Origin of the sequence: Paenirhodobacter ferrireducens, from assembly GCF_004022265.1 — a bacterium.
In the GTDB taxonomy this organism is placed as follows: domain Bacteria; phylum Pseudomonadota; class Alphaproteobacteria; order Rhodobacterales; family Rhodobacteraceae; genus Rhodobacter; species Rhodobacter ferrireducens.
This window is the reverse complement of record NZ_SAVB01000021.1, coordinates 1-25,109: the sequence shown is the minus strand read 5'-3', so window position 1 is coordinate 25,109 and position 25,109 is coordinate 1. Positions and strand designations below refer to the sequence as shown.

The 25,109-nt window shown below is 68.3% G+C and carries 19 protein-coding genes and 1 pseudogene; 8 read left to right on the top strand and 12 right to left on the bottom strand.

Features of this window, described 5'->3' with window-relative positions; all coding sequences use genetic code 11:
* Window positions 1–101 precede the first annotated feature (101 nt).
* The 3 genes from thrS to EOW65_RS14685 all read left to right on the top strand — a co-directional run bounded on the left by thrS (window position 102) and on the right by EOW65_RS14685 (window position 3,379).
* Window positions 102–2,054, top strand: coding sequence for a threonine--tRNA ligase (gene thrS, locus EOW65_RS14695; protein WP_128150669.1), 1,953 nt, complete (start codon window positions 102–104; stop codon window positions 2,052–2,054).
* Window positions 2,055–2,275: 221 nt separating this feature from the next.
* Window positions 2,276–2,482, top strand: coding sequence for a cold-shock protein (locus EOW65_RS14690; RefSeq protein ID WP_113900742.1), 207 nt, complete (start codon window positions 2,276–2,278; stop codon window positions 2,480–2,482).
* A gap of 141 nt (window positions 2,483–2,623) precedes the next feature.
* Complete coding sequence (locus tag EOW65_RS14685; protein WP_128150667.1) at window positions 2,624–3,379, top strand: methyltransferase domain-containing protein; 756 nt, start codon at window positions 2,624–2,626, stop codon at window positions 3,377–3,379.
* Here the strand turns inward: EOW65_RS14685 and EOW65_RS14680 are convergent.
* The 5 genes from EOW65_RS14680 to proS form a co-directional block, all read right to left on the bottom strand.
* Complete coding sequence (locus EOW65_RS14680) at window positions 3,376–3,699, bottom strand: arsenate reductase family protein (protein ID WP_128150665.1); 324 nt, start codon at window positions 3,697–3,699, stop codon at window positions 3,376–3,378. The two genes, EOW65_RS14685 and EOW65_RS14680, sit on opposite strands and share 4 nt — an antisense overlap.
* A 3-nt stretch (window positions 3,700–3,702) precedes the next feature.
* Window positions 3,703–4,380 (bottom strand): ABC transporter ATP-binding protein, encoded by a 678-nt coding sequence (locus tag EOW65_RS14675; protein ID WP_128150663.1) that lies wholly within the window; start codon window positions 4,378–4,380, stop codon window positions 3,703–3,705.
* Window positions 4,373–5,665, bottom strand: a complete 1,293-nt coding sequence (locus EOW65_RS14670) for a lipoprotein-releasing ABC transporter permease subunit (RefSeq protein ID WP_128150661.1) — start codon at window positions 5,663–5,665, stop codon at window positions 4,373–4,375. Before EOW65_RS14670 ends, EOW65_RS14675 begins: the two co-directional genes overlap by 8 nt.
* Before the next feature lie 75 nt (window positions 5,666–5,740).
* Entirely contained in the window at window positions 5,741–6,880 is a 1,140-nt protein-coding gene (locus EOW65_RS14665; protein ID WP_128150659.1) for a cytochrome-c peroxidase, read from the bottom strand.
* A 126-nt stretch (window positions 6,881–7,006) separates the two neighbouring features.
* Window positions 7,007–8,344 (bottom strand): proline--tRNA ligase, encoded by a 1,338-nt coding sequence (proS, locus tag EOW65_RS14660; protein ID WP_128150657.1) that lies wholly within the window; start codon window positions 8,342–8,344, stop codon window positions 7,007–7,009.
* Between the two features lie 155 nt (window positions 8,345–8,499).
* Between proS and EOW65_RS14655 the strand changes: the two genes are divergently transcribed.
* Window positions 8,500–9,270, top strand: a complete 771-nt coding sequence (locus EOW65_RS14655; RefSeq protein WP_128150655.1) for a carbon-nitrogen hydrolase family protein — start codon at window positions 8,500–8,502, stop codon at window positions 9,268–9,270.
* 12 nt (window positions 9,271–9,282) lie between these two features.
* Here EOW65_RS14655 and putA read toward each other — a convergent pair whose 3' ends face one another.
* Window positions 9,283–12,702, bottom strand: a complete 3,420-nt coding sequence (putA, locus tag EOW65_RS14650) for a bifunctional proline dehydrogenase/L-glutamate gamma-semialdehyde dehydrogenase PutA (RefSeq protein WP_128150653.1) — start codon at window positions 12,700–12,702, stop codon at window positions 9,283–9,285.
* A gap of 116 nt (window positions 12,703–12,818) precedes the next feature.
* Here putA and EOW65_RS14645 point away from each other — a divergent pair, with 116 nt between their 5' ends.
* Window positions 12,819–13,283: an Lrp/AsnC family transcriptional regulator gene (locus EOW65_RS14645; RefSeq protein ID WP_128150651.1), complete on the top strand. Its 465-nt coding sequence runs from the start codon at window positions 12,819–12,821 to the stop codon at window positions 13,281–13,283.
* 6 nt (window positions 13,284–13,289) lie between these two features.
* Here the strand turns inward: EOW65_RS14645 and EOW65_RS14640 are convergent, their stop codons facing one another.
* Window positions 13,290–14,339, bottom strand: coding sequence for a lipoate--protein ligase family protein (locus tag EOW65_RS14640; protein ID WP_128150650.1), 1,050 nt, complete (start codon window positions 14,337–14,339; stop codon window positions 13,290–13,292).
* A 181-nt stretch (window positions 14,340–14,520) separates the two neighbouring features.
* Between EOW65_RS14640 and EOW65_RS14635 the strand changes: the two genes are divergently transcribed.
* Together EOW65_RS14635 and EOW65_RS20410 are read left to right on the top strand one after the other, a co-directional pair.
* Window positions 14,521–15,138 (top strand): hypothetical protein, encoded by a 618-nt coding sequence (locus EOW65_RS14635; RefSeq protein WP_128150648.1) that lies wholly within the window; start codon window positions 14,521–14,523, stop codon window positions 15,136–15,138.
* 121 nt (window positions 15,139–15,259) lie between these two features.
* Complete coding sequence (locus EOW65_RS20410; protein ID WP_128150646.1) at window positions 15,260–19,087, top strand: nidogen-like domain-containing protein; 3,828 nt, start codon at window positions 15,260–15,262, stop codon at window positions 19,085–19,087.
* Window positions 19,088–19,156: 69 nt separating this feature from the next.
* Here the strand turns inward: EOW65_RS20410 and EOW65_RS14625 are convergent, their stop codons facing one another.
* From EOW65_RS14625 to EOW65_RS14610, 4 genes are all read right to left on the bottom strand, one after another.
* Complete coding sequence (locus EOW65_RS14625) at window positions 19,157–20,449, bottom strand: NAD(P)/FAD-dependent oxidoreductase (protein WP_128150644.1); 1,293 nt, start codon at window positions 20,447–20,449, stop codon at window positions 19,157–19,159.
* A gap of 78 nt (window positions 20,450–20,527) precedes the next feature.
* Window positions 20,528–20,947, bottom strand: a complete 420-nt coding sequence (locus EOW65_RS14620; RefSeq protein WP_240664710.1) for a Rid family hydrolase — start codon at window positions 20,945–20,947, stop codon at window positions 20,528–20,530.
* An 11-nt stretch (window positions 20,948–20,958) separates the two neighbouring features.
* Window positions 20,959–22,098, bottom strand: coding sequence for a tyramine oxidase subunit B (locus EOW65_RS14615; RefSeq protein ID WP_128150636.1), 1,140 nt, complete (start codon window positions 22,096–22,098; stop codon window positions 20,959–20,961).
* A 91-nt stretch (window positions 22,099–22,189) separates the two neighbouring features.
* Complete coding sequence (locus tag EOW65_RS14610; protein WP_240664708.1) at window positions 22,190–23,569, bottom strand: APC family permease; 1,380 nt, start codon at window positions 23,567–23,569, stop codon at window positions 22,190–22,192.
* Window positions 23,570–23,850: 281 nt separating this feature from the next.
* On the opposite strand from EOW65_RS14610, the gene EOW65_RS14605 reads away from it, so the two are divergent.
* Window positions 23,851–24,795: an AraC family transcriptional regulator gene (locus EOW65_RS14605; RefSeq protein ID WP_164880111.1), complete on the top strand. Its 945-nt coding sequence runs from the start codon at window positions 23,851–23,853 to the stop codon at window positions 24,793–24,795.
* Window positions 24,796–24,970: 175 nt separating this feature from the next.
* On the opposite strand, the pseudogene EOW65_RS14600 reads toward EOW65_RS14605, so the two are convergent.
* Window positions 24,971–25,109, bottom strand: a pseudogene (locus EOW65_RS14600) (electron transfer flavoprotein subunit alpha/FixB family protein); the annotation flags it as partial.

Genomic DNA, 25,109 nt, shown 5'->3' with positions numbered 1-25,109 from the left:
GCCGCGGCATGTTGACTTGCCCCGGCTTCGGGCGCATACCCGCGCGATCATAACCCGCAACCGGGCGCTCCGTGGGCGCCAAACCGACGAGGAGGACCGACGTGTCCCAGTCTCAGATCACCCTCACCTTTCCCGATGGCAGCAAACGCGAATTCGCGGCCGGCGTGACCGCGGGCGACGTTGCCGCCTCGATCTCGAAATCGCTCGCCAAGGCGGCGATCTCGGCGCAGGTGAACGGCGCGCATTACGACCTGCAATGGCCGATCGACGCCGACGCGCGGATCTCGATCAACACGATGAAGGATCAGGTGCCGGCGCTCGAACTGATCCGCCACGACCTCGCCCATATCATGGCCCGCGCCGTGCAGGAGATCTGGCCGGACGTGAAGGTCACGATCGGGCCGGTGCGCGATTACGGCTGGTTCTACGACTTCGACCGGGCCGAGCCCTTCACCCCCGAGGACCTGGGCGCGATCGAGGCGAAGATGAAGCAGATCATCAACGCCCGCGAACCCGTCCGCACCGAGGTCTGGTCGCGCGAGGCGGCGATCCAGCACTATGTGGAAAGCGGCGAGCCCTACAAGGTCGAGCTGGTGAACCGCATCCCCGAGGGCGAAAACATCCGCATGTACTGGCACGGCGACTGGCAGGACCTGTGCCGCGGCCCGCACCTGCAGTCGACCGGCCAGGTGCCCGCCGACGCCTTCAAACTGACCCATGTCGCCGGCGCCTACTGGCTGGGCGACAGCACGCGGCCGATGCTGCAGCGCATCTACGGCATCGCCTTCCGCACCCGCGATGACCTGAAGGCGCACATGACCATGCTCGAGGAGGCCGCCAAGCGCGACCACCGCAAGCTCGGCAAGGAGATGGACCTCTTCCACATGCAGGAAGAGGCGCCCGGTCAGGTGTTCTGGCACCCGAACGGCTGGTCGATCTACACCACGCTGCAGGACTACATGCGCCGCCGCCAGCGCGCCGACGGCTATGTCGAGGTGAACACGCCGCAGGTGGTGAACCGGAACCTGTGGGAAAAATCGGGCCACTGGGCGAACTACCGCGAGAACATGTTCATCGTCGAGGTCGACGAGGAAGGCGCGAAGGAAAAGGTCGTCAACGCGCTCAAGCCGATGAACTGCCCCTGCCACGTCCAGATCTTCAACCACGGCATCAAGTCCTATCGCGACCTGCCGCTGCGCATGGCCGAATTCGGGTCCTGTGCGCGCTACGAGCCCTCGGGCGCGCTGCATGGCATCATGCGCGTGCGCGGCTTCACCCAGGACGACGCGCATATCTTCTGCATGGAAGACCAGATCGAGGCCGAGACGAAGAAGTTCATCGACTTCCTCGCCCAGGTCTATGCCGACCTCGGCTTCACCAACTGGCGCATCAAGCTGTCGACCCGGCCGGAGAAGCGCATCGGCACCGAGGAAAGCTGGGACCACGCCGAGGCGGCGCTCGGCAATGCCTGCAAGGCGGCCGGCTATGACTTCGAGATCCAGGAGGGCGAAGGCGCCTTCTACGGGCCGAAGCTCGAATTCGTGCTGACCGACGCGATCGGCCGCGACTGGCAATGCGGCACGCTGCAGGTCGACCCGAACCTGCCCGAGCGGCTGGACGCAAGCTATATCGGCGTCGACGGTGCGAAACACCGCCCGATCATGCTGCACCGTGCCTGCCTCGGCTCGTTCGAGCGCTTCATCGGTATCCTGATCGAAAGCCATGCCGGCAAGCTGCCGCTGTGGCTGGCGCCGCGCCAGGTCGTCGTCGCCTCGATCGTCTCGGACGCCGATGATTATGTCGAGGAGGTCGCCGCGAAGCTGATCGAGGCCGGCATCCGCGCCGAATGCGACACCCGCAACGAGAAGATCAACTACAAGGTGCGCGAGCATTCGCTCGGCAAGGTGCCCTATATCTTCGCGATCGGGATGAAGGAGGTCGAGGAGCGCACCGTCTCCGTGCGTCACCTGGGCGAGACCCGGACCGAGACCGTGGGCCTCGATGAGATCGTCGCGCGGCTCACCGCCGAGGCGCTGCCCCCCGACCTGCGCTGAGCGCTCGCCAAACGGGCAATGCCGGAATTTCGTGCCATCAGGTGCAGGGCTTCGGCCCTCACCTTTTTTTTCGTTGATTTTTTATCCGCCTGTGGCAGGTTTTCTTACGCGTGACCGCAGACTTTCTACCGCTCCCTTCTCGGGGCAGCCGGACGACCTGAAAGACCTGGCTGCACGGCCCGGCGCAATATCGCCCCGGGAACACTGATAGGAGATACGGTATGGCCACTGGCACCGTGAAATGGTTCAACACCACCAAGGGTTATGGTTTCATCGCCCCCGATGGTGGCGGCAAGGACGTTTTCGTCCACATCTCGGCGGTCGAGCGCGCTGGCCTCAAGTCCCTGGCCGACAACCAGAAAGTCAGCTTCGAGATGATCTCGGGCCGCGACGGCCGGTCCTCGGCCGGCGATCTCAAGCTGCTCTGATCGCAGCAGCCGGGCATCTGTCCCTGTAGGGCGGAAGCCCCCGGCGCTGCGCAACAAAACCGAATTGATTCGGGCAGCCCTTGCCCGGATCTTCTTGTGAGTGACCTTTTTTTCCAGTGCTCGCTGCGGGAGGATACGACCATGGCGATTCCAGATACGCTTGCCGCCCGGCTGATTGAAACGACTCGGCTGAACGATCTTTCCGGCGCCTTCGTCATGCTTGGCCGACAACGCTGGATTGGCGCGCGCCGCGGCGCCAGCGCCGATCTGCTCGACGAAACCCTCGCCCAGCACCTGCCCGGCACCGCCGCCGCCGATCTGGCCGATCCCGACTCGATCTATTCCGAGACCTTCTTCCGCCGTCTCGGCTTCGACACCGTCGACTCGATGGATTTCAGCGATTACGAGGGCGCGAGCCTGATTCAGGACCTCTCTGCCCCGCTCTCCCCCGCTCTCGAGGAACGTTTCGACGTCGTCTATGACGGCGGCACCTGCGAGCATGTGTTCGAGCTGCCGACGGCGCTGCGCAACATCGACCGGATGCTGAAGCCGGGCGGCGTGCTGATCGGCCATTCCCCAGCGAACAACTGGGTGAACCATGGATTCTATCAGCTGACCCCGGAACTCGTCTTCGGCTTCTGGCAGAGGGCCATGGGCTATGAGGTTCTGCATTGCCGGTTGCAGCCGCTGCAGCCGCGCCTCGCGCGGGTGCAGGTGGAGGCGACGAGCCCGAACGTCACCGGCCTGCGGCCGCGCTTCTCGCGCAGGCTCGAGGCCCTCGGCGGGCTGATGCTCGATTATGCCGTGCGCAAGCCGGCGGCCCAGGCGGGCGACGGGCGCGCCTATCAGACCGATTACCTGGCCCGCTGGGACGAGCAGCGTCCGGCGTTGGGTTAAAGCCAGCTCGCCTGTTCGGCCGCGCCCCAGCCCAGCGTCATCTTCGCACCGTCGCGGATCACCGGGCGCTTCATCAGCGTCGGATGTTCGGCCAGAAGGTCCGCCGCCGGGCGGACGCGCTCGGCCTCGCTCAGCCCGCGCCAGGTGGTCGAGGAGCGGTTCACCAGCTTCTCGCCGAAGGCCGCCAGGAAGGCGTCGATCTCGGCCGCGCTCAGCGGCGTGACGCGCACGTCCCGGAACGCGACGTCGCGCCCGGCGGCGTCGAGCGCCTTCAGCGCCTTCTTCACCGTGTCACAGCTCCTGATGCCGTAAAGTTCCATCGCTCACTCCGTCAGCGCGCCGGCCTCGAGACGCAACACACGGTCCATCCGCGCCGCAAGGTCGAGGTTATGCGTGGCGATCAGCGCCGACATGCCGGTTTCGCGCACCAGATCCATCAGCACGCCGAAGACCGTGTCCGAGGTCGCCGGGTCGAGGTTGCCGGTGGGCTCGTCGGCGAGCAGAAGGCTCGGCGCATTGGCGAGCGCCCGGCAGAAGGCGACGCGCTGCTGCTCGCCCCCCGAAAGCGCCGAGGGCCGGTGGTCGATGCGGCCCGACAGCCCGACGCGGTCGAGCAGCGCCCCGGCCCGGGCCCGGGCCGCCGCCTTGCCCGCGCCATTCGCCAGCTGCGGCAGCATCACGTTCTCCTCGGCGGTGAACTCGGGCAGCAGGTGGTGGAACTGATAGACGAAGCCCAGCTCGTTGCGCCGCGCCTCGGTCCGGCGCCGGTCGGAGGCGCCGCTCAGCTCCTGCCCGTTGATCGCCACCCGCCCGCTGTCGGGGGTGTCGAGCAGCCCCGCGATGTGCAGAAGCGTCGACTTGCCAGCCCCCGAGGGCGCGACAAGGGCCACGACCTGTCCGCGTGGGATGGTCAAATTCACGCCGCGCAGCACCGAAATCTCGCCCGGCTTGCCGCGGTTATAGCACTTTTCCAACTTCTCAAGCGTCAGCACGTCATTCATAGCGCAGCGCCTCCACGGGGTTCAGCCGCGCCGCACGGCGGGCGGGGAAGATCGTCACGACGAAGCTGAGGCCCAGCGACAGCGCCACCGCCTTGGTCACGTCCCAGGGCTGCAGCTTCGCCGGCAGGGCATAGATGCCGCGGATCGAGGGGTCCCAGGCGCCGCCGCCGTTCAGCCAGTTCACGAAGGCCATCACCTGGTCGATATACAGCGCGAAGACGACGCCGAGGGCGACGCCCGCCGCGGTGCCGATCACCCCGGTGAAGGCGCCGCACAGGAAGAAGACGCGCAGCACCGAGCCCTCGGTCAGCCCCATCGTGCGCAGGATGCCGATGTCGCGGCCCTTGTTCTTCACCAGCATGATGAGGCCCGAGGTGATGTTCATCGTCGCGATCAGCACCAGCACGGCAAGGATCACGAACATCACGTTGTCCTCGATGTCGAGCGCGCGCAGGAAGCTGCCCGAGGCGTCGCGCCAGCTCCACAGCATGGTGCCCGCCCCACCGGCGGCGATCAGCTGCGGCGTCCAGTCGTCGACGCGCTCGGGGTCGGTCACATCGACCTCGATCTCGTCGGCGCCGGCCTCGCGGTTGAAATAGCTCTGCGCCTCGGCGAAGGGCATGTAGACGCGGGTGCGGTCGATGTCCCAACGGCCGGCGGTGAAGATATAGACGACCTCATAGGCGTTCACCCGCGGGCTGGTGCCGAAGGCGGTCTTGGCGCCGTTGGGCGAGATCAGCCGCACCCGGTCGCCGAGCGTCACGCCAAGCTCGCGCGCGAGCTCCGAGCCCATCGCGATGCCCTCGCCGAAACGGGCAAGATCGCCGCGCGAGGTCTTCGGGTTGGCGACGCGCGGGATGGTGGCCAGATCCTCGGCCGAGATGCCATAGACATCGGCGACGTTCGAGCGGTCGTCGAAGGTCGCCATCGCCTGACCGCGGATCAGCGGTGCGGCGCGGGTCACCCCCGGCACCTTGCGGATCCGCTCGGCCCGGTCCTGATAATCGGGCATCAGCGAGGAGAAGATGCCGGTGCCGGCCACCACTTCCTGCGGCGCCGAATAGACGGTGACATGGGCGTTCGAGCCGAGGATGGTGTCGACGAACTCGGCGCGGAAGCCCGCGCGCACGGCGAGCGTGATGATCAGCGCGGCGACGCCCAGCATGATGCCGATCAGGCTGATCCAGGTCATCACCGAGACCCCGCCCTCGGCGCGGCGGGCGCGCAGATAGCGCCAGGCGATCAGGAATTCGAAGCCGGAGAAAGGTGCGGTGCGAGTGGCCATGACATGCGTCCCAAGGGTCGCCGGACCCTTGCCTTTCGGGGCGCAAAGGTCAAGCCCGCTACCCCTCTGCGCGCTTCACGGATCGGTCAGCAGCGGTTCATAGCGCGCATCCGTCAGCGTCTTGAGAAATGCCACCAGCGCGTCGATGCGCTGATCGTCGAGGGCCGGGCCGGTCTCGAGCTCGGTGCGCGAGAGGTTCTGCGCCACCTCGGGCGGATCGAAGGGCGCGCCGGTCTCGGGGTTGATGTGCCGCTCGAGGCGCTTCGTGTTGTAGCTGTTGTAGAACAGGATCACCGTGCGCAGATCGGCAAAGACGCCGTTGTGCATATAGGGCCCGGTGACCGCGACATTGCGCAGCGTCGGCACCTTGATCTTGCCGGCCTCGGCGGGGTCGGTGACGGCCGGGTTTTCCAGCAGTCCCGCATCCACCCGGTCGGGTGCGGCGCCGTTCGCCGCGCGCACGGCGCGGTTCACCGGCACGCCGATGTTATGGAACTGATAGTTGGAAAAGGTCTCTTCTTTTGCCCCTGGAGTGCCGCGCAACTGGTGGCAAAGGTTGCAATTGGTAAACTGGTTCGAGAAGAACAGAAGCCGCCCAAGCTCCTCCTGATCGGTCAGTTTCGCCGCGCCGCGCAGGAAGCGGTCGTATTTCGAGTCGAAGGGCGCGAAGGTGTCGCTGGCCTCATAGGCGGCGATCGCCTCGGCCATAGCATCGAAGGCAGCGGCATCATCGGCGCCGGGGCGCAGCGCCGCGAGCGTCGCGACATAGCGCGGGTTCTCGCGCAGCCGCGCCGCGACCGCGGCGACATCGGGCATCCCCATCTCGATCGGGTTCAGCGGCGGCCCCTTCGCCTGATCGGCCAAGGTCGCGGCGCGGCCGTCGTGGAACTGCCCGCCCTGCCACTTGCCATCGGCGGTGCGGCCGAAGGGCGGGGAAAAGCGCGCATAGCTCGCCGTCGGCGCGTTGCGGTCGCCCAGGCTTGCGCCATCATCGCCCAGGCTGACGGCGCGGCCCACGGCGGTCTCGCGCGGGTCACTGAACCCGGCGGCCGGGTCGTGACAGGTGGCACAGGCCTCGGTGCGGTTCTGCGACAGGTTGGTGTCGAAGAACAGCGCCTCGCCCCAGGCCTCGAGCGAGGGATAGGCCCCCTCTTCTGCCCGCAGCGGCGCAGCCAGCGCGGTGAACGCCATCGCGATCAGCACAGCCCGTTTCATCGACACCTCCAAATGATGGAGACGCGATTACCCGAGTTTTTTACTCAAGTCCAGCCTTTCCAGCGGCGCAGAGAAAAGGGGCGGTGGCCCGTGGCCCCGCCCCTTTTCGGAAAACTTCTGCCCGGATCAGATCCCGGCGTAGATCTCGACGATCCGCGCGACGGCGGCCTCGGGGGGCATCTCCTCGCTCTCGCCGGTGCGGCGCGAGGTCAGCTCGACCAGACCGTTCGCCAGACCGCGCGGGCCGACGGTGATGCGCCAGGGCAGGCCGATCAGGTCCATGGTGGCGAACTTGGCGCCGGCACGTTCCTCGCGGTCGTCGTAAAGCGGGTCGAGCCCCTTCGCCTTCAGCGCGGCATAGAGCGCCTCGCAGGCGGCGTCGGTCGCCACATCGCCCTGCTTCAGGTTGACGAGGCCGACGTGGAAGGGGGTCACGCCCTCGGGCCAGATGATGCCCTTCTCGTCGTGGTTCGCCTCGATCAGCGCGCCGATCAGGCGGCTGACACCGATGCCGTGGCTGCCCATCTCGACCGGCACCTTGGCGCCATCGGGGGTGGTGACGGTGGCGCCCATCGGTTCCGAGTATTTGGTGCCGAAGTAGAAGATCTGCCCGACCTCGATACCGCGGCCGACGCAGCGCCGCTCTTCCGGGATCTGGTTGAAGAGGGCCTCGTCATGGGTCTCGTCGGTGCGGGCGTAGAGCGTGGTGAACTCCTTGCAGATCGCAGCGACCTCGTCGCGGTTGTCGTAATCGACGGTGCGGTCGCCCAGCTTCAGCTCGGGCACCTTGGCGTCATAGAAGACTTCCGACTCGCCGGTCTTCGCCAGCACCAGGAATTCATGGGTGTTGTCGCCGCCGATCGGGCCGCTGTCCGCCCGCATCGGGATCGCGGTCAGGCCCATCCGCTCGTAGGTGCGCAGATAGCTCACCATGTGGCGGTTGTAGGCATGCAGCGCATCTTCCTTCGTCAGGTCGAAGGAATAGCCGTCCTTCATCAGGAACTCGCGGCCGCGCATCACGCCAAAGCGCGGACGGACCTCGTCGCGGAACTTCCACTGGATGTGATAGAGCGTCAGCGGCAGCGACTTGTAGCTTTCGACATGGGCGCGGAAGATGTCGGTGATCATCTCCTCGTTCGTCGGACCATAGAGCATCTCGCGGTCGTGGCGGTCCTTGAAGCGCAGCATCTCGGGGCCGTAGGCGTCATAGCGCCCCGACTCGCGCCACAGATCGGCCGATTGCAGCGTCGGCATCAGCAGCGGGATGTGCCCGGCGCGGATCTGCTCCTCGTGCACGATCTGCTCGAGCCGCTTGAGCACCTTGAAGCCCATCGGCAGCCAGGAATAGATCCCCGCCGCCTGCTGCTTGATCATCCCCGCGCGCAGCATGTAGCGGTGCGAGACGATCTGCGCCTCGGCGGGGTTTTCCTTGAGGACGGGGAGGAAATAGCGGGTAAGACGCATGGCGTGTCCGACGGTTTGTTTCGCGTTGCGAACTGGCCTAGAGGAAATGCCCTCGCGGGGCAAGTGGCAGGGCCTGCGGCACAGCCGGGCTTGCGCTTTGGCGGCGGGCCGTGTCGAATGCACGCCGCCCCCTGCCCTGAATTCCCGGAGACAGAATGAAACTCGCGCTTTATCAGGCCCTGCCCACCGACGGCGACATTGCCGGCGCCTTCGACCGGCTCGCCCGCGCGCTGCGCGCGGCTGCCGCAGCCGGGGCGCGGATGCTCGTCGCGCCCGAGCTCTATCTGCCCGGCTACAACCGCCCCGATCTGCATGCGCGCGACGCCGAACCGATCGGCGGCGACTGGCTCGCGCGGCTCGCCGAGATGGCCGCGGCCGAGGGCTGTGGCCTGACCCTTGGCTGGGCCGAGCGCGCCGAGGGGCGGGTGTGGAACAGCGCCGTCGCGCTCAGCCCGGAGGGGCGGCTCTTGGCCCACTACCGTAAGATCCAGCTGTACGGCGAGATGGAGAAGACGAGCTTCGTCCCGGGCGAGGCGCCGCCGCCGGTCTTCGACTTCGAGGGGCGGCGCTGCGGGCTGCTGATCTGCTATGACATCGAGTTTCCGGGCCACGCCGCGGCGCTGGCCGCGCGCGGGGTCGATCTGATCCTCGTGCCGACGGCCAACCCGACCGGGGCCGAGCATGTGCAGAACGTGCTGGTGCCGGCCCGCGCGCATGAGAACCGTCAGGTCATCGCCTATGCGAATTACTGCGGTGTCGAGCGCGGGCTGGCGTTTTCGGGACTGTCGGTGATCGCCGGACCCGATGCCCGGCCGATCGCGATGGCCGGCACCCGCGAGACCCTGCTGATCGTCGATCTGCCCCACCTTGCCGATCACCGGCCGGACCAGATCGCGCGGCTCACCGAGGATTACCGCGCGATCTGAGTGCGGGCGGGCTCAGCCCGCCAGCAGCGCCGCGTTGCCGCCCGCCGCGGTGGTGTCGACGCACAGGTGCCGCTCGTGCAGCACATGGGCGCGGTCGGGGCGGCCGGTGACCAGCTGCACGATCGGCCCCGGCCGCGCGGCCAGAACCCGCGCGATCGCCCGGCCGGTCTCGGCATCACCCCACCACAGCACGGCGCCGAAACCCTCGAGCGTGGCCAGCGCCGCGGGGTCAAGCCGCCCCTCGACGGCGAGCGCCACGCCGCAAAGCGCGCGCACCGCCGCGACCTGCGCCGCGGTGGCCGCCGCCCCCGGGCCGAGGCAGAGCACCGGCGGACGGGTGTGCAGGCTCAGCCGGTTCAGCTCGCCCGTCGGGCCGGGCATCAGCCGCTCCTCGACCTGCGTCTCGGCAAAGCCCGCCAGCGCCGCGCGGATCGCCGCAAGATCGGCCGCACCCGCAGGCGCTTCATTCGGCGCGGCAACCGGCTCGGGCGCGAAGAAGCGCGCGAGGTAGAGCGGACCGCCCGCCTTCGGCCCGGTACCCGAAAGCCCCTCGCCGCCAAAGGGCTGGCTGCCGACGACGGCACCGATCTGGTTGCGGTTGACATAGGTGTTGCCGACGTGGATCGCCTCGGCCACCTCCTGCACGCGGGCGTCGATGCGGCTGTGCAGCCCGAAGGTCAGCCCGTAGCCGCGCGCGTTCACCGCCTCGATCACCTTCCCGATCTCGCCCGCCCGGAAGGTGGCGACATGCAGCACCGGGCCGAAGACCTCGCGTTCGAGATCGGCGATGCCCGAGACCTTCAGCAGCACCGGGGCGACGAAGGTGCCCTCGGCCGGTGCCGCGGTGCGGTGCAGGACCGCGCCCTCGCGGGCGGCGACATAATCAAGGATGCCGGCCTGTGCGCGGGCGTCGATCACCGGGCCGACATCGGTCACGAAGTGCCACGGATCGCCGAGCTTCAGCTCGTCCATCGCGCCCTTCACCATCGCCAGCAGATGCGGCGCAATGTCTTCCTGCACATAGAGGCAGCGCAGCGCCGAGCAGCGCTGGCCGGCCGAGCGGAAGGCCGAGGCGACGATGTCGCGCACCGCCTGTTCGGGCAGCGCGGTCGAGTCGACGATCATCGCGTTCAGACCGCCGGTTTCGGCGATCAGCGGCGTGCCGGGTTCGAGGGTGTCGGCCATCACCGCGGCGATGCGCTGCGCGGTGGCGGTCGAGCCGGTGAAGACCACGCCCTTCACCCGCGGGTCCGAGGTGATCGCCGTGCCGACGACCGAGCCCGGCCCCGGCAGAAGCTGCAGCGCCGAAGCCGGAACGCCCGCCGCATGCAGGAGCCGCACCGCCATCGCGGCGATGAGCGGCGTCGCCTCGGCCGGTTTCGCGAGCACCGCGTTGCCCGCCATCAGCGCGGCCGAGATCTGGCCGGTGAAGATCGCCAGCGGGAAGTTCCACGGGCTGATCGCGGCGATGATGCCACGGGGCGCGGCACCCGAGGTCTCGCCCTCGGCGGCGTAATAGCGCAGGAAGTCGCAGGCCTCGCGCAGCTCGCCCACCGCATCGCCCCAGCTCTTGCCGGCTTCGGCGGCGAGGGTGGCGAAGATCGGGCCGAAGTTCTCCTCATACAGGTCGGCGGCGCGGCGCAGCACCGCGGCGCGTTCGGCCGCCGGCGCGTCCCAGACGCGGGCGTCATCGAGGGCGCGGGCAACCGTCGCCGCATCGGCCTCGATCACCTGCGCGACGGCGGCGCCGGTCGCGGGGTTGGTCACGGTCAGCGCGGTGCCGGTGGCGGGCGAGACGGTCAGCGGCGCGGCATCGGGGATCACGCAGTCGCGCGCCGCCTCGATCGCCTCGACCACGCGCTCATCCGACAGGTCGAACCCTTTCGAGGCCTTGCGGCGCGCGCCGAACAGATCGGCCGGCGCCAGAAGGCTGGCCGGCGCCTTCGCGGTCGCGAGCGCGGTGAAGGGGTCGCGGGCGATCGTCTCGGGCGCGATGCTCTCGTCGACGAGCTGGTGCACGAAGGACGAGTTCGCGCCATTCTCGAGCAGGCGGCGCACCAGATAGGCCAGAAGGTCGCGATGCGCGCCGACCGGGGCATAGATCCGGCAGCGGCCCTTGGTTTCCTTCAGAACGATGTCATGCAGCCGCTCGCCCATGCCGTGCAGGCGCTGGAACTCGAACGGCCGGCCCTCGGCCAGTTCGAGGATCGACGAGACGGTATGCGCGTTGTGGCCGGCGAATTGCGGGAAGATCCGGTCGCCCATGCCGAAGAGCTTCTTCGCCAGGCAGATATAGCTGACGTCGGTCGCGGTCTTCGAGGTGAAGAGCGGGAAGCCCGGATGCCCCTCGACCTGCGCCAGCTTCATCTCGGCGTCCCAATAGGCGCCCTTCACCAGCCGCACGCAGATCTTGCGGTCATAGCGGCAGGCCATGTCGTAAAGCGCATCAATCGCAAGGCCCGCGCGCTTGCCATAGGCCTGCACGACGATGCCCATGCCGTCCCAGCCGGCGAGCGTGGGATCGGCCATCACCGCCTCGATCACCTTGAACGACAGCGACAGCCGCGCCTGTTCCTCGGCGTCGACATGCATGCCGATGCCCGCCGCCGCGGCCTGACGCGCAAGGCGCAGCACCACCGGCACCAGCTCGGCCATCACCCGCTCCTCGTTCGCCAGTTCATAGCGCGGATGCAGCGCCGAAAGCTTGATCGAGATGCCGGGGTTGTCGTGGATCGAGCCCTTGGTCGCCGCCTTGCCGATCGCCGCGATGGCGCGGGTATAATCGGCGTCATAGCGCGCCGCATCGGCCGAGGTCATCGCCGCCTCGCCCAGCATGTCATAGCTGTAGGTGAAGCCGATCGCCTCGCGGGCTCGGGCATTGGCAAGCCCCGCCTCGATCGTCTCGCCCAGCACGAACTGCCGGCCCATCTCCTTCATCGCGCGGCCGACCGCGGCGCGGATCACCGGCTCGCCAAGGCGCTTGATCGCGCCGCGCAGCGTGCCCGCCACGCCCGGATAATCGTCGTCGAGCACCTTGCCCGTCAGCATCAGCGCCCAGGTCGAGGCATTGACCAGCGACGAGGCGGCGGTGCCGAGGTGCTTGCCCCATTCGGCCGGCGCGATCTTGTCCTCGATCAGCGCGTCGATGGTCTGGGTGTCGGGCACGCGCAGCATCGCCTCGGCCAGACACATCAGCGCCACGCCCTCGCGCGTCGACAGCCCGTATTCGGCCAGGAAATGCTCCATCAGCGTCGGCTTCGCCTCGGAGCGGATGCGCCCGACGAGGGCCGCCGCACGTGCCGAGATCGCGGCGCGGGTCTCGGCCGAGATCGCCGCGGTGGCGACCAGCCGCTCGAGCAGCGGCGCCTCGGGGGCGAATTTCACTTCCGGGCCCTCGAGGGCGGGGAAGACGGGGACGGGCTTGGCGATCATGGCGGCACTCCGGAAGGGCGATTTCCGGATTCTGTACCCGAATCGCACTGGACGCTGTGACCAATGATTGCCGATACTGTAGCCGATCAGACCAAAATGAAGGACAAATTCAGACCATGGAACCCGCACTCGACGCCACCGACCGCAAGATCCTGAGCGAGCTGGTCGCCAATGCCCGCCTGCCGATCACGGAACTCGCTCGCCGCGTCGGCCTGTCGAAGACCCCGGTCGCGGCGCGGATCAAGGCGATGGAGGAGATGGGGCTGATCACCGGCTATCGCGCGATCCTGTCGCCGCTGAAGCTGGGCATGACCCATGTGACCTATCTGGAGGTGCGGCTGAGCGACACGCGCGAGCGCGCGCTTGCGGCCTTCAACGCCGCGGTGCGCGCGATCGAGGAGGTCGAGGAGTGCTACATGATCGCCGGCGGTTTCGACTATCTGCTGAAGGTGCGCTCGCGCGACATGGCCGATTACCGCCGGATCATGGGCGAGAAGATTTCCGCCCTGCCCCATGTCCACGCCACCTCGAGCTATGTCGCGATGGAGGCGGTGGTGGAGCAGAGCTGGATGAGCCTGTGACGGCCCTCAGGGGATGTGGTGCAGCCAGGCGGGGGTTTCGAACTTCTCGCGCGCGAGCGTCTCGGCCGCGGCCAGCTCCTCGGCGGTGATCGCGCCCGGGGTGCCGCCGTGCAGGTCGAGGAAGGTGGCCTTCATCCGCTCGACCACCGCGCCGCGCTCGAGCCCGGTCTGGCTGCGCACCGGGTCGACGCGCTTGCCGGCGCTGGCGATGCCCTTGTCCGACAGCTTCTCGCGGCCGATGCGCAGCACCTGCATCATCTTCGAGGCGTCCATGTCATAGGCCATGGTGACATGGTGCAGCACCGCGCCGCCGGCATAGCGCTTCTGCGCCGCGCCGCCGATCTTGCCCTTCGAGCTCGCGATGTCGTTGAGCGGCTTGTAGACCGCATCGATGCCCAGATCGTTCAGCGCCTTCAGCACCCAGGTGTCGAGAAAGGCGTAGGAATCGGCAAAGCTCATGCCGTCGACCAGTTCGGCGGGCGCGTAAAGCGAATAGGTGATGGTCGAGCCGGGCTCGACGAACATCGCGCCGCCGCCGGTCACCCGCCGCACCGTCTCGACGCCCAGTTCCCCGGCCGCCTCGAGGTCGACCTCGTTCCTCAGCGACTGGAAATTGCCGATGATGATCGCCGGGCGCTCCCATTCCCAAAAGCGCAGCGTCGGCGCGCGACGCCCCGCCGCGACCTCGTGGGCAAGCACGTCGTCAAGCGCCAGATGCATCGCCGGCGACAGCGGCGCCCCGTCGAGCACCTGCCATTCGAAATCGCGCCAGCCGCGGCTGACGCCGAGCGCGCGGCGCACCGCGATCGCCACCGCCTCGAGGCTGAAGCCCACCAGCACCGCCTCGGGGCGCAGCCCGACGCGCAGCGCGGCGGTGATCTCCTCGACCGTCGCCGTCGCCGGCAGCCCCTCGAGCGCGGCGCCCAGATCGAAGATCGCCTCGCCCGGTTCGAGGAAGAAATCGCCCGAGATCTGCACCGCCGCCAGCCGCCCCTCGCGCAATTCGAGATCGGCCACGACCAGCTTGCCGCCATGGACCTTGTATTCGCCGTGCATCCGCGCCTCCTGCCTGCCGCCCGCGTTTGGGCAAGAGATGTGCCGCGGGCGGGGCGCCGGCAACCCCTTTTCGCCCGCCGGCCTGCGGCGAAGTGCCGAGGCCCCGCGCCGGGGGTTGACGGCACCGCCGCCCTCGGGGCCAAATGCCCGCGACCCGATCCGCGGCAGAAGGAGACCCGCCATGCCGTTTTCCCGTCGCCGGACATTGCTGCGCGGTCTCGCCGGGGCGCTGATCGCCCCTGCGCTCGCGCCGCTTCTCCCCCCGTTCACGAAAGGCCACGCCATGGGCGCCGAAACCTTCCTGCCGCAGGCAGGCCGCGACCTGCCGATCCCCGCAAGCTGGACGGGCGTCACCGGCGCGCTCGCGCGCGATGATGGCGAGCCCCTGCCGCAAGGCACCCTGCGCCGCTATCGCAGCGACGACAGCCCCGCGCCGCCCGCCTCGGTGCGCGCCCAGATGGACCTCTTCGCGCGGCTTGCGGACCTGCCCGCGGGCCCCGACGGCAGCGACGTGACCGCGGCGGCGGCGGCCCGCGGGGTGACGATCGACGCGCTCGCCGCGGCGCTCTTCGGGCCGGGCAAGTTCACCCGGCCGACGGTCATCCTCGGCTACCGGCTCGGCACCGCGCAGCCCGGCTTCGCCCTCGCGCGGATCGCCGTCGACCGCCCCGAGGCCGCGGTGCGCATGACCGTGTGCGGCCTTGGCCCGGGCAAGCGCATCACGCTCGCCCACCTTGCCGCACTCCGGCCGGCACAGGTTTCTGTGGTGCTCGCGGCCCTTTGTCCAATTGACGGTTGAGCCTTTTTCGGCAAGCGTGTTGACGTAGGGGGAGGTTCCGCTATCCGCGGCCCGGCCGAGGGCAGCGGCGCTGTGGTGCGTGCCTGCCGCCTGAAGGATTTTGGCCCAAAGGAGATTACCCATGGCCCAGACCAAGGCAGAAGTCGCCATCTCCAGCGCACTCCCGGCATCGGGACAGACGATGCTGGCCGATATCACCAACAACCGCGTATGGGCGGACGGGACCCTCCAATACTATCTCGGGACCGGTTCGGACATCGACCTCGACAGCGAATTTCGCGCCAATTACAACGAATACTTCGTGGCCGGGTCGATGGCGGACACGACCTACGCCTATACCGCGCTGACCGTCCGCGCCTTCCAGATGATCGACAGCGTGATCGCCACCGATTTCAGCCGGGTGACCGACCGCGCCACCGCCGCGGCCACCGCCGATCTCGTGCTGGTGAGCTCGGACACGCCGGCTCCGGCCTATGCCGGGCTCGAAGGGTTCTGCATGTTCCCGCAAACCGCCACGCGCGCGGCGGGCGATTACTGGAGCTTCGGCACCTTCACCAGCAATCTCGACTACATGAGCACGCCGGCCGAGCTTGGCGGCGGGGAATATGCGAACTGGACCCTGATCCACGAGATCGGCCACGGGCTCGGTCTCTACCACCCGTTCCAGGGTCCCGCCGCGACCAGCGTCGGCCCGGCGCTCGACAACGAGCGCTATACGGTGATGTCCTACACCGGCGCCACCAATGCCGATGCCTATGGCCATGCGGTCACGATGATGGCGCTCGACGTCGCCGCGCTGCAGCAGCAATACGGCGCCGAGACCTATGCCGCGGGCAACTCGACCTATACGCTCTTTGATGCGCGCGGCGGGGCGCTGTCGCTTGCCGAGGGCGCAATGAGCATCGGCCGCGCCTATGCCGCGATCTGGGACAGCGGTGGCACCGACACGATCCGCTACGGCAACAGCGCCAATTCGGTGATGATCAACCTCAACGACGCGACGCTCGACCGCAGCCAGATCGCCGCCGACGCCGCCCCCTCGATCGCGGCATTGCAGAACACCTCGATGTTCTCGCATCTCTCGGCCAGCCTGCAAACCGAGATCATCGACCCCGACTACAACGCCGGCGGCTTCTTCTCGCGCGTGCTGACCAATTCGGGCGGCACCTACAGCGGCATCGACGGCGGCTTCGCCATCGCCAATGGCGCGCAGATCGAGAATGCCGTGGGCGGGGCGCAGGCCGACCTGCTGATCGGCAACGAGCGCAGCAACACCCTGACCGGCAATGGCGGCAATGACGTGCTGATCGGCGGCGCCGGCAACGACATCCTGCAGGGCGGGCTTGGCACCGATACCGCGGCCTTCTCGGGCCTGCGCGCGCAATACACGATCACCGCAAACGCGAACGACTCCTTCACCATCAGCCACAACGGCGGCGGTATCGACGGCACCGACACCCTGTGGGACGTCGAGCAGGCGCAGTTTGACGACCAGCTGGTGCAGCTGACCGAGATCACGCCGACACCGGTGCTCGACTTCACCCCGATCGCGAACAACGGCTTCCTGAGCTACGGCGCCAATGTGCTCTATCACAACGATGACGGCTCGGAGAGCGGCATTGACATCACCTCGATCTTCGAGGACGGGCTGACGATCGGCGGCGTGACCTACACCACCTTCGCGGTGAACACGAACGGCAACGTCACCTTCGGCGGCGGTCTGGGCACCTACACCCCGGGCGAGATCGGCAACAGCAGTCTGGCGATCGTCGCCCCCTACTGGGCCGATGTCGACACCCGCGACTATCTCGTCGACGGGACCACCGTGACCAACCCGGGCGATGTCTTCTGGGACTTCAATGAGGGGCGCGACTCGATCGTCATCACCTGGCACGACGTGGGCTATTTCCGGACCCACACCGATCTGCAGAACTCCTTCCAGCTCGAACTGATCGACCGTGGCGCCGGCAATGTCGAGATCATCTTCCGCTATGGCGACGTGGAATGGACGACGGGCGACGCCTCGGGCGGCACCGGCGGGCTCGGCGGCACCGTGGCGCGGGCGGGCTTCTCGCTCGGCAACACCTATTTCGAGCTGCCCACCTCCGGCAACCAGGCGGCGATGCTTGCACTCGAGGACAGCGCCGGCAACACCGGCGTCACCGGGGTGTGGCAGTTCATCGTCGCCGGCGGCCAGGTCCAGGGCGTGGGCACCGACGGGGATGACACCTTCGTCGGCACCGCGGCGAACGACAACTATCTGGGCGATCTCGGCAATGACACGCTGATCGGCAACGGCGGCTATGACACGCTGCTCGGCGGGCTTGGCAACGACAGCATCGACGGCGGCCCCGGCAACGACAGCCTCGACGGTGGCGACGGCCAGGACACCATCATCGGCGGTCTCGGCGCCGACACGATCTCGGGCGGTGACACCGATGCCGATGGTGGCGATCTGGTCTATGGCGGCGGCGGCGCCGACCGGATCTATGGCGGCGCCGGCGATGATACCCTGCATGGCGGCACCCATAACGACGCGATCTTCGGCGAGACCGGCAACGACCGGCTGTATGGCGAGCTCGGCAATGACACGCTCGACGGCGGGCTCGGCAATGACACGCTGTTCGGCGGCGACGACAACGACCTGCTGCGCGGCAATGCCGGCAACGACCGCCTCGACGGCGAGGCCGGCGCCGACACCCTCGATGGCGGGTTCGGCAATGACGTGCTGCTGGGCAGCGACGGCAATGACACCTTGATCGGCAACGGAGGCAACGACCGTCTCGATGGCGGCAACGACAATGACACCCTCGACGGCGGGTTCGGCGACGACACCCTGCTCGGCGGCAACGGCGCCGACCGGCTCTATGGCGGCGACGGCACCGGCGCCGACAGCCTCGACGGCGGGCTCGGCAATGACACCTTGCTCGGCGGTGGCGGCAATGACCTGCTGCGTGGCAGTGGCGGCAACGACCGCCTCGACGGCGGCGACGGCAATGACACTCTCGACGGCGGGTTCAACGACGACACCCTGCTCGGCGGCGGCGGCGACGACCAGCTCTATGGCGGCGGCGGTACCGGCGCCGACAGCCTCGACGGCGGCAATGGCAATGACAGCCTGCTCGGCGGCGGCGGCAATGACCTGCTGCGCGGCAGTGGCGGCAACGACCGCCTCGACGGCGGCGACGGCAACGACAATCTCGATGGCGGCTATGGCAACGACAGCCTGCTTGGCGGCGACGGCAACGACAGCCTGTCCGGCGGCGCCGGCACTGGCGCCGACAGCCTTGACGGCGGCAACGGCAACGACCGTCTTCTGGGGGGGGCGGGCAATGACGCGCTCGCCGGCGGCGGCGGGCTCGACACGCTCGATGGCGGCAACGGCAATGACCGCCTCGACGGCGGCTATGGGGATGATGTGCTCTACGGCCGCGCCGGCAATGACACGCTCCGCGGCGGCGCCGGCACCGGCGCGGACCGGCTTGAGGGCGGCGACGGCAATGACCGCATCTTCGGCGACAATGGCAATGACAGTCTGGTTGGCAACTTCGGCCGTGATCTGCTTGATGGCGGCAATGGTGACGACAGTCTCGATGGCGGCTTTGGCAGTGACACCCTGCGCGGCGGCACCGGCAACGACACGCTTTTGGGCGGGGCCGGCGACGACACGCTGAACGGCGGGTTCGGTGCCGACCGTTTCGTCTTCACCAACGGCTTCGGTCATGACGTCATTCAGGACTTCAGCGCCGACGATGCCGAGCGGATCGTGCTGACCGGGGTCACTGCGATCACCAGCTTCACCGACCTGATGAACAACCACCTCACCACCGATGCCGGCACCGGCTTCGCGATGATCGTCGATGGCGCCAACAGCATCCTGCTGAACAATATCCACGTCTCCGACTTTGGCGCGGGTCAGGCCTATTCGGCGAACGACTTCCTGTTCTGAACGGCGGCCGCCCCGCGGCCCCCTACCCTGAAACGACGGCGCCCCCTGCCCGGGGGCGCCGTTTGCATTTCAAAGCCGCTCGAGCCGGTAGGGCGCGGGGTCGACGATCGGCGCGGTGCCGCACAGCAGATCCGCCGCAAGCTGCCCCGCCGCCGGCCCGGTGCCGAAGCCGTGGCCGGAAAAGCCGGTGGCCAGCATCAGCCCCGGCACCGTCTCGACCGGCCCGATCACCGGCTGTGAATCGGGGGTGATGTCCATCATTCCCGCCCAGGCCTCGACAATGCGGGCGGTCGCGAAGGCGGGCCAGGCGGCGCGCAGATTGGCCAGCGCCTCGGCGTTCAGGTCGGGGCGGGTCGGCGGGTCCATCGTGCGCAACCGCTCGAAGGGCGAGATCGCCCCGGCCCGCCAGCGCCGTGCCAGCGCAAGATCGGTCAGCGCCTCGCGCCCGAGGCCGATGCGCAACAGCTTGCGCTGGCCACGCAGCATCGGCAGATAGCGCATCCCGATCAGCAGGTGGTCGAGCATCAGCGGCGCCCCGAGCGCGCCCCGCTGCGTGATGATGAAACCGCCGTCGCGATGCTTGCGGAAGGAGAAGTCGGGCCCGCCCACCGCGATCTCGGTCGGCCCCTCCATCGGCGCGGTGCGGAACACCGAGCACACGAGCGGCAGCGTCGGCAGCGAGATCCCGAGATTGCCGAGGAAGCGGCGCGACCAGAGCCCGCACGCCAGCAGCACCTGTTCGCAGGCGATCTCGCCGCGCTCGGTCACCACGCCGCAGACCCGGCCGGCGGCGCGCGAAAGCGTGCGCACCGCGCAGTTTTCGACGATCACCGCGCCTTTCGCGATCGCCGCCGCGGCAATCGCCGCCGAGGCAAGCGTCGGCTCGGCACGCCCGTCCGAGGGGGTGACGATGCCGCCCGCCCACTGCCCGCGCCCGCCCGGCACCAGCGCGTCGATGTCGGCGGGGCGCAGAAGCCGGCTGTCGAGCGACAGATCGGCCACCGATTTCAGCCAGTCCGCATGCATCGCCATCTCGGCCTCGGTCCGGGCAAGATACATGATCCCGGCCTGACGATAGCCGACCTCGGCGCCAAGCCGCGCCGGCATCGCGGCCCAGAGCCGGTCGGCCGCCTGCGCAAGCGGCACATCGGGGGCCGAGCGCCCCATCTTGCGCACCCAGCCCAGGTTGCGCGAGGATTGTTCCGCCCCGATCCGGCCCTTTTCCAGCACGGTGACGGGGATGCCGCGCTCGGCCAGCACCAGCGCGGCGGACAGGCCGACGATGCCGCCGCCGATCACCACGACCGAGGTCTTCTCGGGCGCGTCGCGGCTGGTCAGGACGGGGGTTTGAACGGGCGCCATGGCGGATCTCCTTCGGTCGGGACAATCGGTCGGGGAAGTCGGGAGGGCCCGCCGCACGCAGGGCGGCGGGCCCGTCGGTCACAGCGCGATCACGCGCCGTTCGGTCTCGGCCCGGCCCGCGCCGCGGCGCGCCGTCACCTCGATCTCGACGCGGTAGACGGTCGAGCCGAGCGGCGGGCAGGTCACGGTTGTGGCCGGGTCGATGCCGCGGAACATCTCGCCGACGATGGTCATCACCGCCTGGGTGTCGGCCGGCTCCTGAATGAAGACGCGGCTCATCACCACATCCTCGAGCCCCGAGCCGACGGCGGCGAGCGCCCGCGTGACATTGGCGAAGACCTGACGGGTCTGCGCGCCGATCTCGGCGGGGATCTCCTTCGTCACCGGGTCGCGCCCGGCGGTGTTCGACACGAAGATCCAGTCATCCACCGCGACAAGGCGCGAATAGCTGCCGTGATCCTCGAAGGGCGAGCCGGTCTTGATCTTGGTCACCTGCATCATCGGTCTCCTCAGCGCAGCGCCGGCACGTCCCAGAGGTTCAGCTTGGCGCCGATCCCCTTGGCCACCGCGTTGCGATAGATCATCGTGCCCCAGGCCACGTCCTCGACCGGCATGCCGCCCACCGACATCAGCACGATCTCGTCGTCATTGCGCCGGCCCGGGGTGACGCCGGCGACGATCGCGCCAAGGTCCTCCAGATCCGCCCGCGCCATCCGGCCCTCGGCGATCATGTCCATGAACTTCACCCCGATCACCGGGATCGTGTGATGCGCGGGCTTCGGGCATTCCTCGAACCACGCCTCGTAAAGCCCGGTGTTGTCGAGCACCTTGCGCACCTCGCGTGCCTCCATCCCGGCGTCGATCTCGCAGCCGGCGGGCATCGCGAGGAAGGCGCCCGGCTTCACCCATTCGCGCTTCACGATCGGATAAAGGCTCGGATCGCCGGTCTCGCCCGAGGCGCAATAGGTGACGATGTCGGAACCGCGCACCACCGCCTCGAGCGTGTCGACGACCTCGATCGTCGTCACCTGCGGGTAATGCTCGTTCACCCAAGCGATGAAGGTGTCGAGGCTCTTCTGCCCGCGCGCCTTCACCTTGACCGTGTCGATCTGCGGGCAGACGGCGATGAAGGCCGCAAGGGCGGTGCGCGCCATCACCCCCGGCCCGAGGATGCCGACGATCTTCGAGTCCTTGCGCGCCAGGTGACGCGCGCCGACGCCGGGCACCGCGCCGGTGCGATAGGCCGAAAGCAGGTTCGCCGACATGAAGGCCAGCGGTGCGCCGGTGTCGGCGTCATTGAGGGTGAACATCAGGATCGAGCGCGGCAGGCCCTTTTCCCGGTTCTCGATGTTCGAGCCGTACCACTTGACGCCCGCGGTGCGGAAGTTGCCGCCGAGATAGGCCGGCATCGCCATGAAGCGGCGGTCGGCGGTCGGCTTGGGCATCTCCGGGAAGGGCGAGTTTTCCGGGAACATCACCATCGCGCCGTGGCTGTCGTTGTTGGCGCCGGCCATGCGGTAGTCGCCGCTGTAGAGCAGGCCGAACATCTCTTCCATGCAATCGACGCAGGCGGGCATGTCGGTGACGCCGGCGCGGATCATCTCGGGTTCGGAGAGGTAGAGGAAGTCGATCTTGGGAAGGGCAGTCATCTTGGGTCTTTCACTGCTTGCAGAAAGGGTGAGCCCTGCCGCGCGCCGCCCGCACCGGGGGCACCAACGGATCGTCGCGGCAGGGGGAAGGTCAGTCGAAGGCGCGGCCGAGGCGGGCGAATTGCTCGGGCCGGGTGCGCTTGATCCAGGCGGCGAACAGCAGCCCGCAGGCGCCGGTGGCGATCACGATCTCGGGGAAGGCGAGCACGATCGGGTTTTCCGAGCCGGTGAGCAGGGTGAGGTTCGAGGAGACGAGGAGGAACGCCCCGACGAGCCCCGCCGTGGCCAGCACCGGCGCCACCAGGACGGTGAGGACCGAGCGCTGATGCGCGGTGCGACGGAAGAAGACGATCACCGCGACCGAGACCAGCACCTGCACCGCCAGGATGCCCAGCACCGCAAGCCCCGACATCCAGGAGAAGACGAGGGTGTAGGGATCGGCACCCGAGAGGCCGAAGCCGAGGATGATCAGCGCCACGAGCCCCGCCTGCACCAGCCCCGCGACATGCGGCGAGCCATGCGTCTCATGCACCGCCGAGAGCGACTTCCATGCCAGCCCCTCGTGGCCGAGCGCATAGAAATAGCGGTTGAGCGTGTTGTGGAAGGAGAGCAGGCAGGCAAAGAGGCTGGTCAGCAGCAGCACGTTCATCACCTGCACCGACCAGTGGCCGAGCATCGTCTCGGCGGCCGCGAAGTAGAACCCGTCGAGGTTCTCGGTCGCCGCGCCCGTCACCGCGGCCGGGCCGTAGAACTGCACGATCGCCCAGGTCGAGACCGCATAGAACGCGGTGATCAGCAGCACCGCGACATAGGTCGCGCGCGGAATGGTGCGGTCGGGATCGCAGGCTTCCTCACCGAAGATCGCGGTGGCCTCGAAGCCGACATAGGCGCCCAGAACGAAGACCATGGTGACGCCAAGCCCGGGGCCGAAGACCTCGGAGGGGCGGAAGCCCGCAAGGCTCAGCCCCTCGGCGCCGCCGTGCATCACGATCGCGATGTCGAGAAGCAGCAAGATCACCAGCTCGGCAATCATGCACAGGCCAAGGATGCGGCCCGAGATCGCGATGTTGCGCCGCCCGAAAAGCACGACGACGGCCAGCACCGCCAGCGACCACACCCACCACGGCAGCGAGACGCCAAGGCTTTCCATCGCCCCCGCCATGAACACCGCGAAGAGCGCATAGATGCCGATCTGGATCGCGAAATAGGCGAGCAGCGCCATCAGCGCGCCGCCGATCCCCGCACCGCTGCCCAGCCCGCGCGAGATATAGGCGTAAAACGCCCCTGCCCCGGTCACATGCCGCGTCATCGCGGTGAAGCCCACCGAGAACAGCAGGTACAGGATGCCCGACAGGATGAAGGCCCCCGGCACCCCCGCGCCATTGCCGAAGGCAAAGGCCGGCGGCGTCGCCCCCACCACCGCGGTCATCGGCGCCGCCGCCGCGACCACGAAGAACACGATATGCGTCAAGCCGATCGAATTTCCCTGCAGACGATTTGCGCCTGTCTGATTGTCCATCTGGTGATCATCCCTGTCAGAGTTATGTCATTTAAGGACGAGTTACCCTGCCGCCTCCGGCCCGAGACCATTGCATCTCGCGCCAGAAATCCGATACTTCACGCCAAATGGCCGTTTCGAACGGAGAAACCGCGCCAATGCCGCCGTCCAACGCTCCGCTGCCGAAAATCCTGTCCGTCCGGGCCCTAATTCTTGAGCCGATTTTCGCCTACTTTGATAACGATTTGAGCAGAATGGGAATTTTGCTCCATCGCAACGGGTTGTCGGCCGAGATCTTCGACGACCTCTACACCCCGATTCCCCTTGCCGCCTATCTCGACATCTTCGAACAGGCGGCCGAGCTGGCGGGCGATCCGCTGCTCGGCGCGCGGCTCGGCTTTGGCATGCGACCGGGCACGCTCGCGCCGATCGGGCTGCGCGCGGTGCAGTCGGCGACGATCCGGCGCGGTCTGGCGGCACTCGCGCGCTGGTCGGGGGCCTTGCAAAGCGGCACGCAGGTCAGCCTCGAGGATGACGGCGCGCATCTGGTGCTGCGCTACATGATCAGCGCGCCGCAATCCCGCCCCTGCCGGCAGGACAGCGAATTCACCCTTGCCGGGATCTGCACCCTGATCCGCACCGGCTTCGATACCCGATGGCGCCCCGAGGAGGTGCATTTCGCCCATCCTGAGGGTCCGGGGGCGCTGACGCTCGCGCGGATGTTCGGCGCGCCGGTGCTGTTCTCGCAGGGTGCGAACGCGATCGTCATGGCAGCCGCCGAGGCAGACCGGCCGCACCGGACCGAGGATGCCGACATGATCGCGCTGATCGAGCGGCACCTCGGCGATCTGGTCGGCGAGGCGCATCATGCGGACACGACGCGCGAACAGGTGACGGCGCTGATCGGGCTGCATCTCGGCGTGCGCCCGGTGACGCTCGAGACGATCGCCGCCGCACTGCGGATCTCGCCGCGCAGCCTTCAGCGGCGACTGGCGGACGAGGGCGAAAGCCTGAGCGGGCTGCTGGCCGAAGTGCGCCGCGCCCGGGCCGAGACCCTGCTGCGCGAGCATGGCATGAGCGTCGAGGCGGTGGCGACCGCGCTCGGCTATGCCGACGGCACCGCCTTCTGGCGCGCCTGGCGGCGCTGGACCGGCGAAAGCCCGAGCCGGCTGCGCACACCGCCCAAGGGGCGGGAGTGAGGCCCCCAAAGGGGGGGGCGCTGCCCCCCCCCTCGGCTTCGCCTCCCCCCCGGAGTATTTCAGCCAAGAAAAAGCAAGGGGCGCCCCGATCGGAGCGCCCCCTGGTTTCATCTTGCCGCAAATACCTCGGGGGCCGAGGCGAAGCCGAGGGGGGCAGCGCCCCCGCCCGGCGGGGTCAGAGCTTCGAGGTCATTTCCGGGACGGCCTGGAACAGGTCGGCGACCAGACCGAAATCGGCGACCTGGAAGATCGGCGCCTCTTCGTCCTTGTTGATCGCGACGATGATCTTGCTGTCCTTCATGCCCGCAAGGTGC

Coding starts and splice junctions, on each gene's coding strand:
- putA (WP_128150653.1), bottom strand. CDS start 12,702: ATGATCGCCAAGCCCGTCCCCGTCTTCCCCGCCCTCGAGGGCCCGGAA.
- EOW65_RS14675 (WP_128150663.1), bottom strand. CDS start 4,380: ATGAATGACGTGCTGACGCTTGAGAAGTTGGAAAAGTGCTATAACCGC.
- EOW65_RS14685 (WP_128150667.1), top strand. CDS start 2,624: ATGGCGATTCCAGATACGCTTGCCGCCCGGCTGATTGAAACGACTCGG.
- EOW65_RS14645 (WP_128150651.1), top strand. CDS start 12,819: ATGGAACCCGCACTCGACGCCACCGACCGCAAGATCCTGAGCGAGCTG.
- EOW65_RS14620 (WP_240664710.1), bottom strand. CDS start 20,947: ATGCAGGTGACCAAGATCAAGACCGGCTCGCCCTTCGAGGATCACGGC.
- EOW65_RS14655 (WP_128150655.1), top strand. CDS start 8,500: ATGAAACTCGCGCTTTATCAGGCCCTGCCCACCGACGGCGACATTGCC.
- EOW65_RS14615 (WP_128150636.1), bottom strand. CDS start 22,098: ATGACTGCCCTTCCCAAGATCGACTTCCTCTACCTCTCCGAACCCGAG.
- EOW65_RS14670 (WP_128150661.1), bottom strand. CDS start 5,665: ATGGCCACTCGCACCGCACCTTTCTCCGGCTTCGAATTCCTGATCGCC.
- EOW65_RS14665 (WP_128150659.1), bottom strand. CDS start 6,880: ATGAAACGGGCTGTGCTGATCGCGATGGCGTTCACCGCGCTGGCTGCG.
- proS (WP_128150657.1), bottom strand. CDS start 8,344: ATGCGTCTTACCCGCTATTTCCTCCCCGTCCTCAAGGAAAACCCCGCC.
- EOW65_RS14625 (WP_128150644.1), bottom strand. CDS start 20,449: ATGGCGCCCGTTCAAACCCCCGTCCTGACCAGCCGCGACGCGCCCGAG.
- EOW65_RS14640 (WP_128150650.1), bottom strand. CDS start 14,339: ATGCACGGCGAATACAAGGTCCATGGCGGCAAGCTGGTCGTGGCCGAT.
- EOW65_RS14605 (WP_164880111.1), top strand. CDS start 23,851: ATGGGAATTTTGCTCCATCGCAACGGGTTGTCGGCCGAGATCTTCGAC.
- EOW65_RS14690 (WP_113900742.1), top strand. CDS start 2,276: ATGGCCACTGGCACCGTGAAATGGTTCAACACCACCAAGGGTTATGGT.
- EOW65_RS14680 (WP_128150665.1), bottom strand. CDS start 3,699: ATGGAACTTTACGGCATCAGGAGCTGTGACACGGTGAAGAAGGCGCTG.
- EOW65_RS20410 (WP_128150646.1), top strand. CDS start 15,260: ATGGCCCAGACCAAGGCAGAAGTCGCCATCTCCAGCGCACTCCCGGCA.
- EOW65_RS14635 (WP_128150648.1), top strand. CDS start 14,521: ATGCCGTTTTCCCGTCGCCGGACATTGCTGCGCGGTCTCGCCGGGGCG.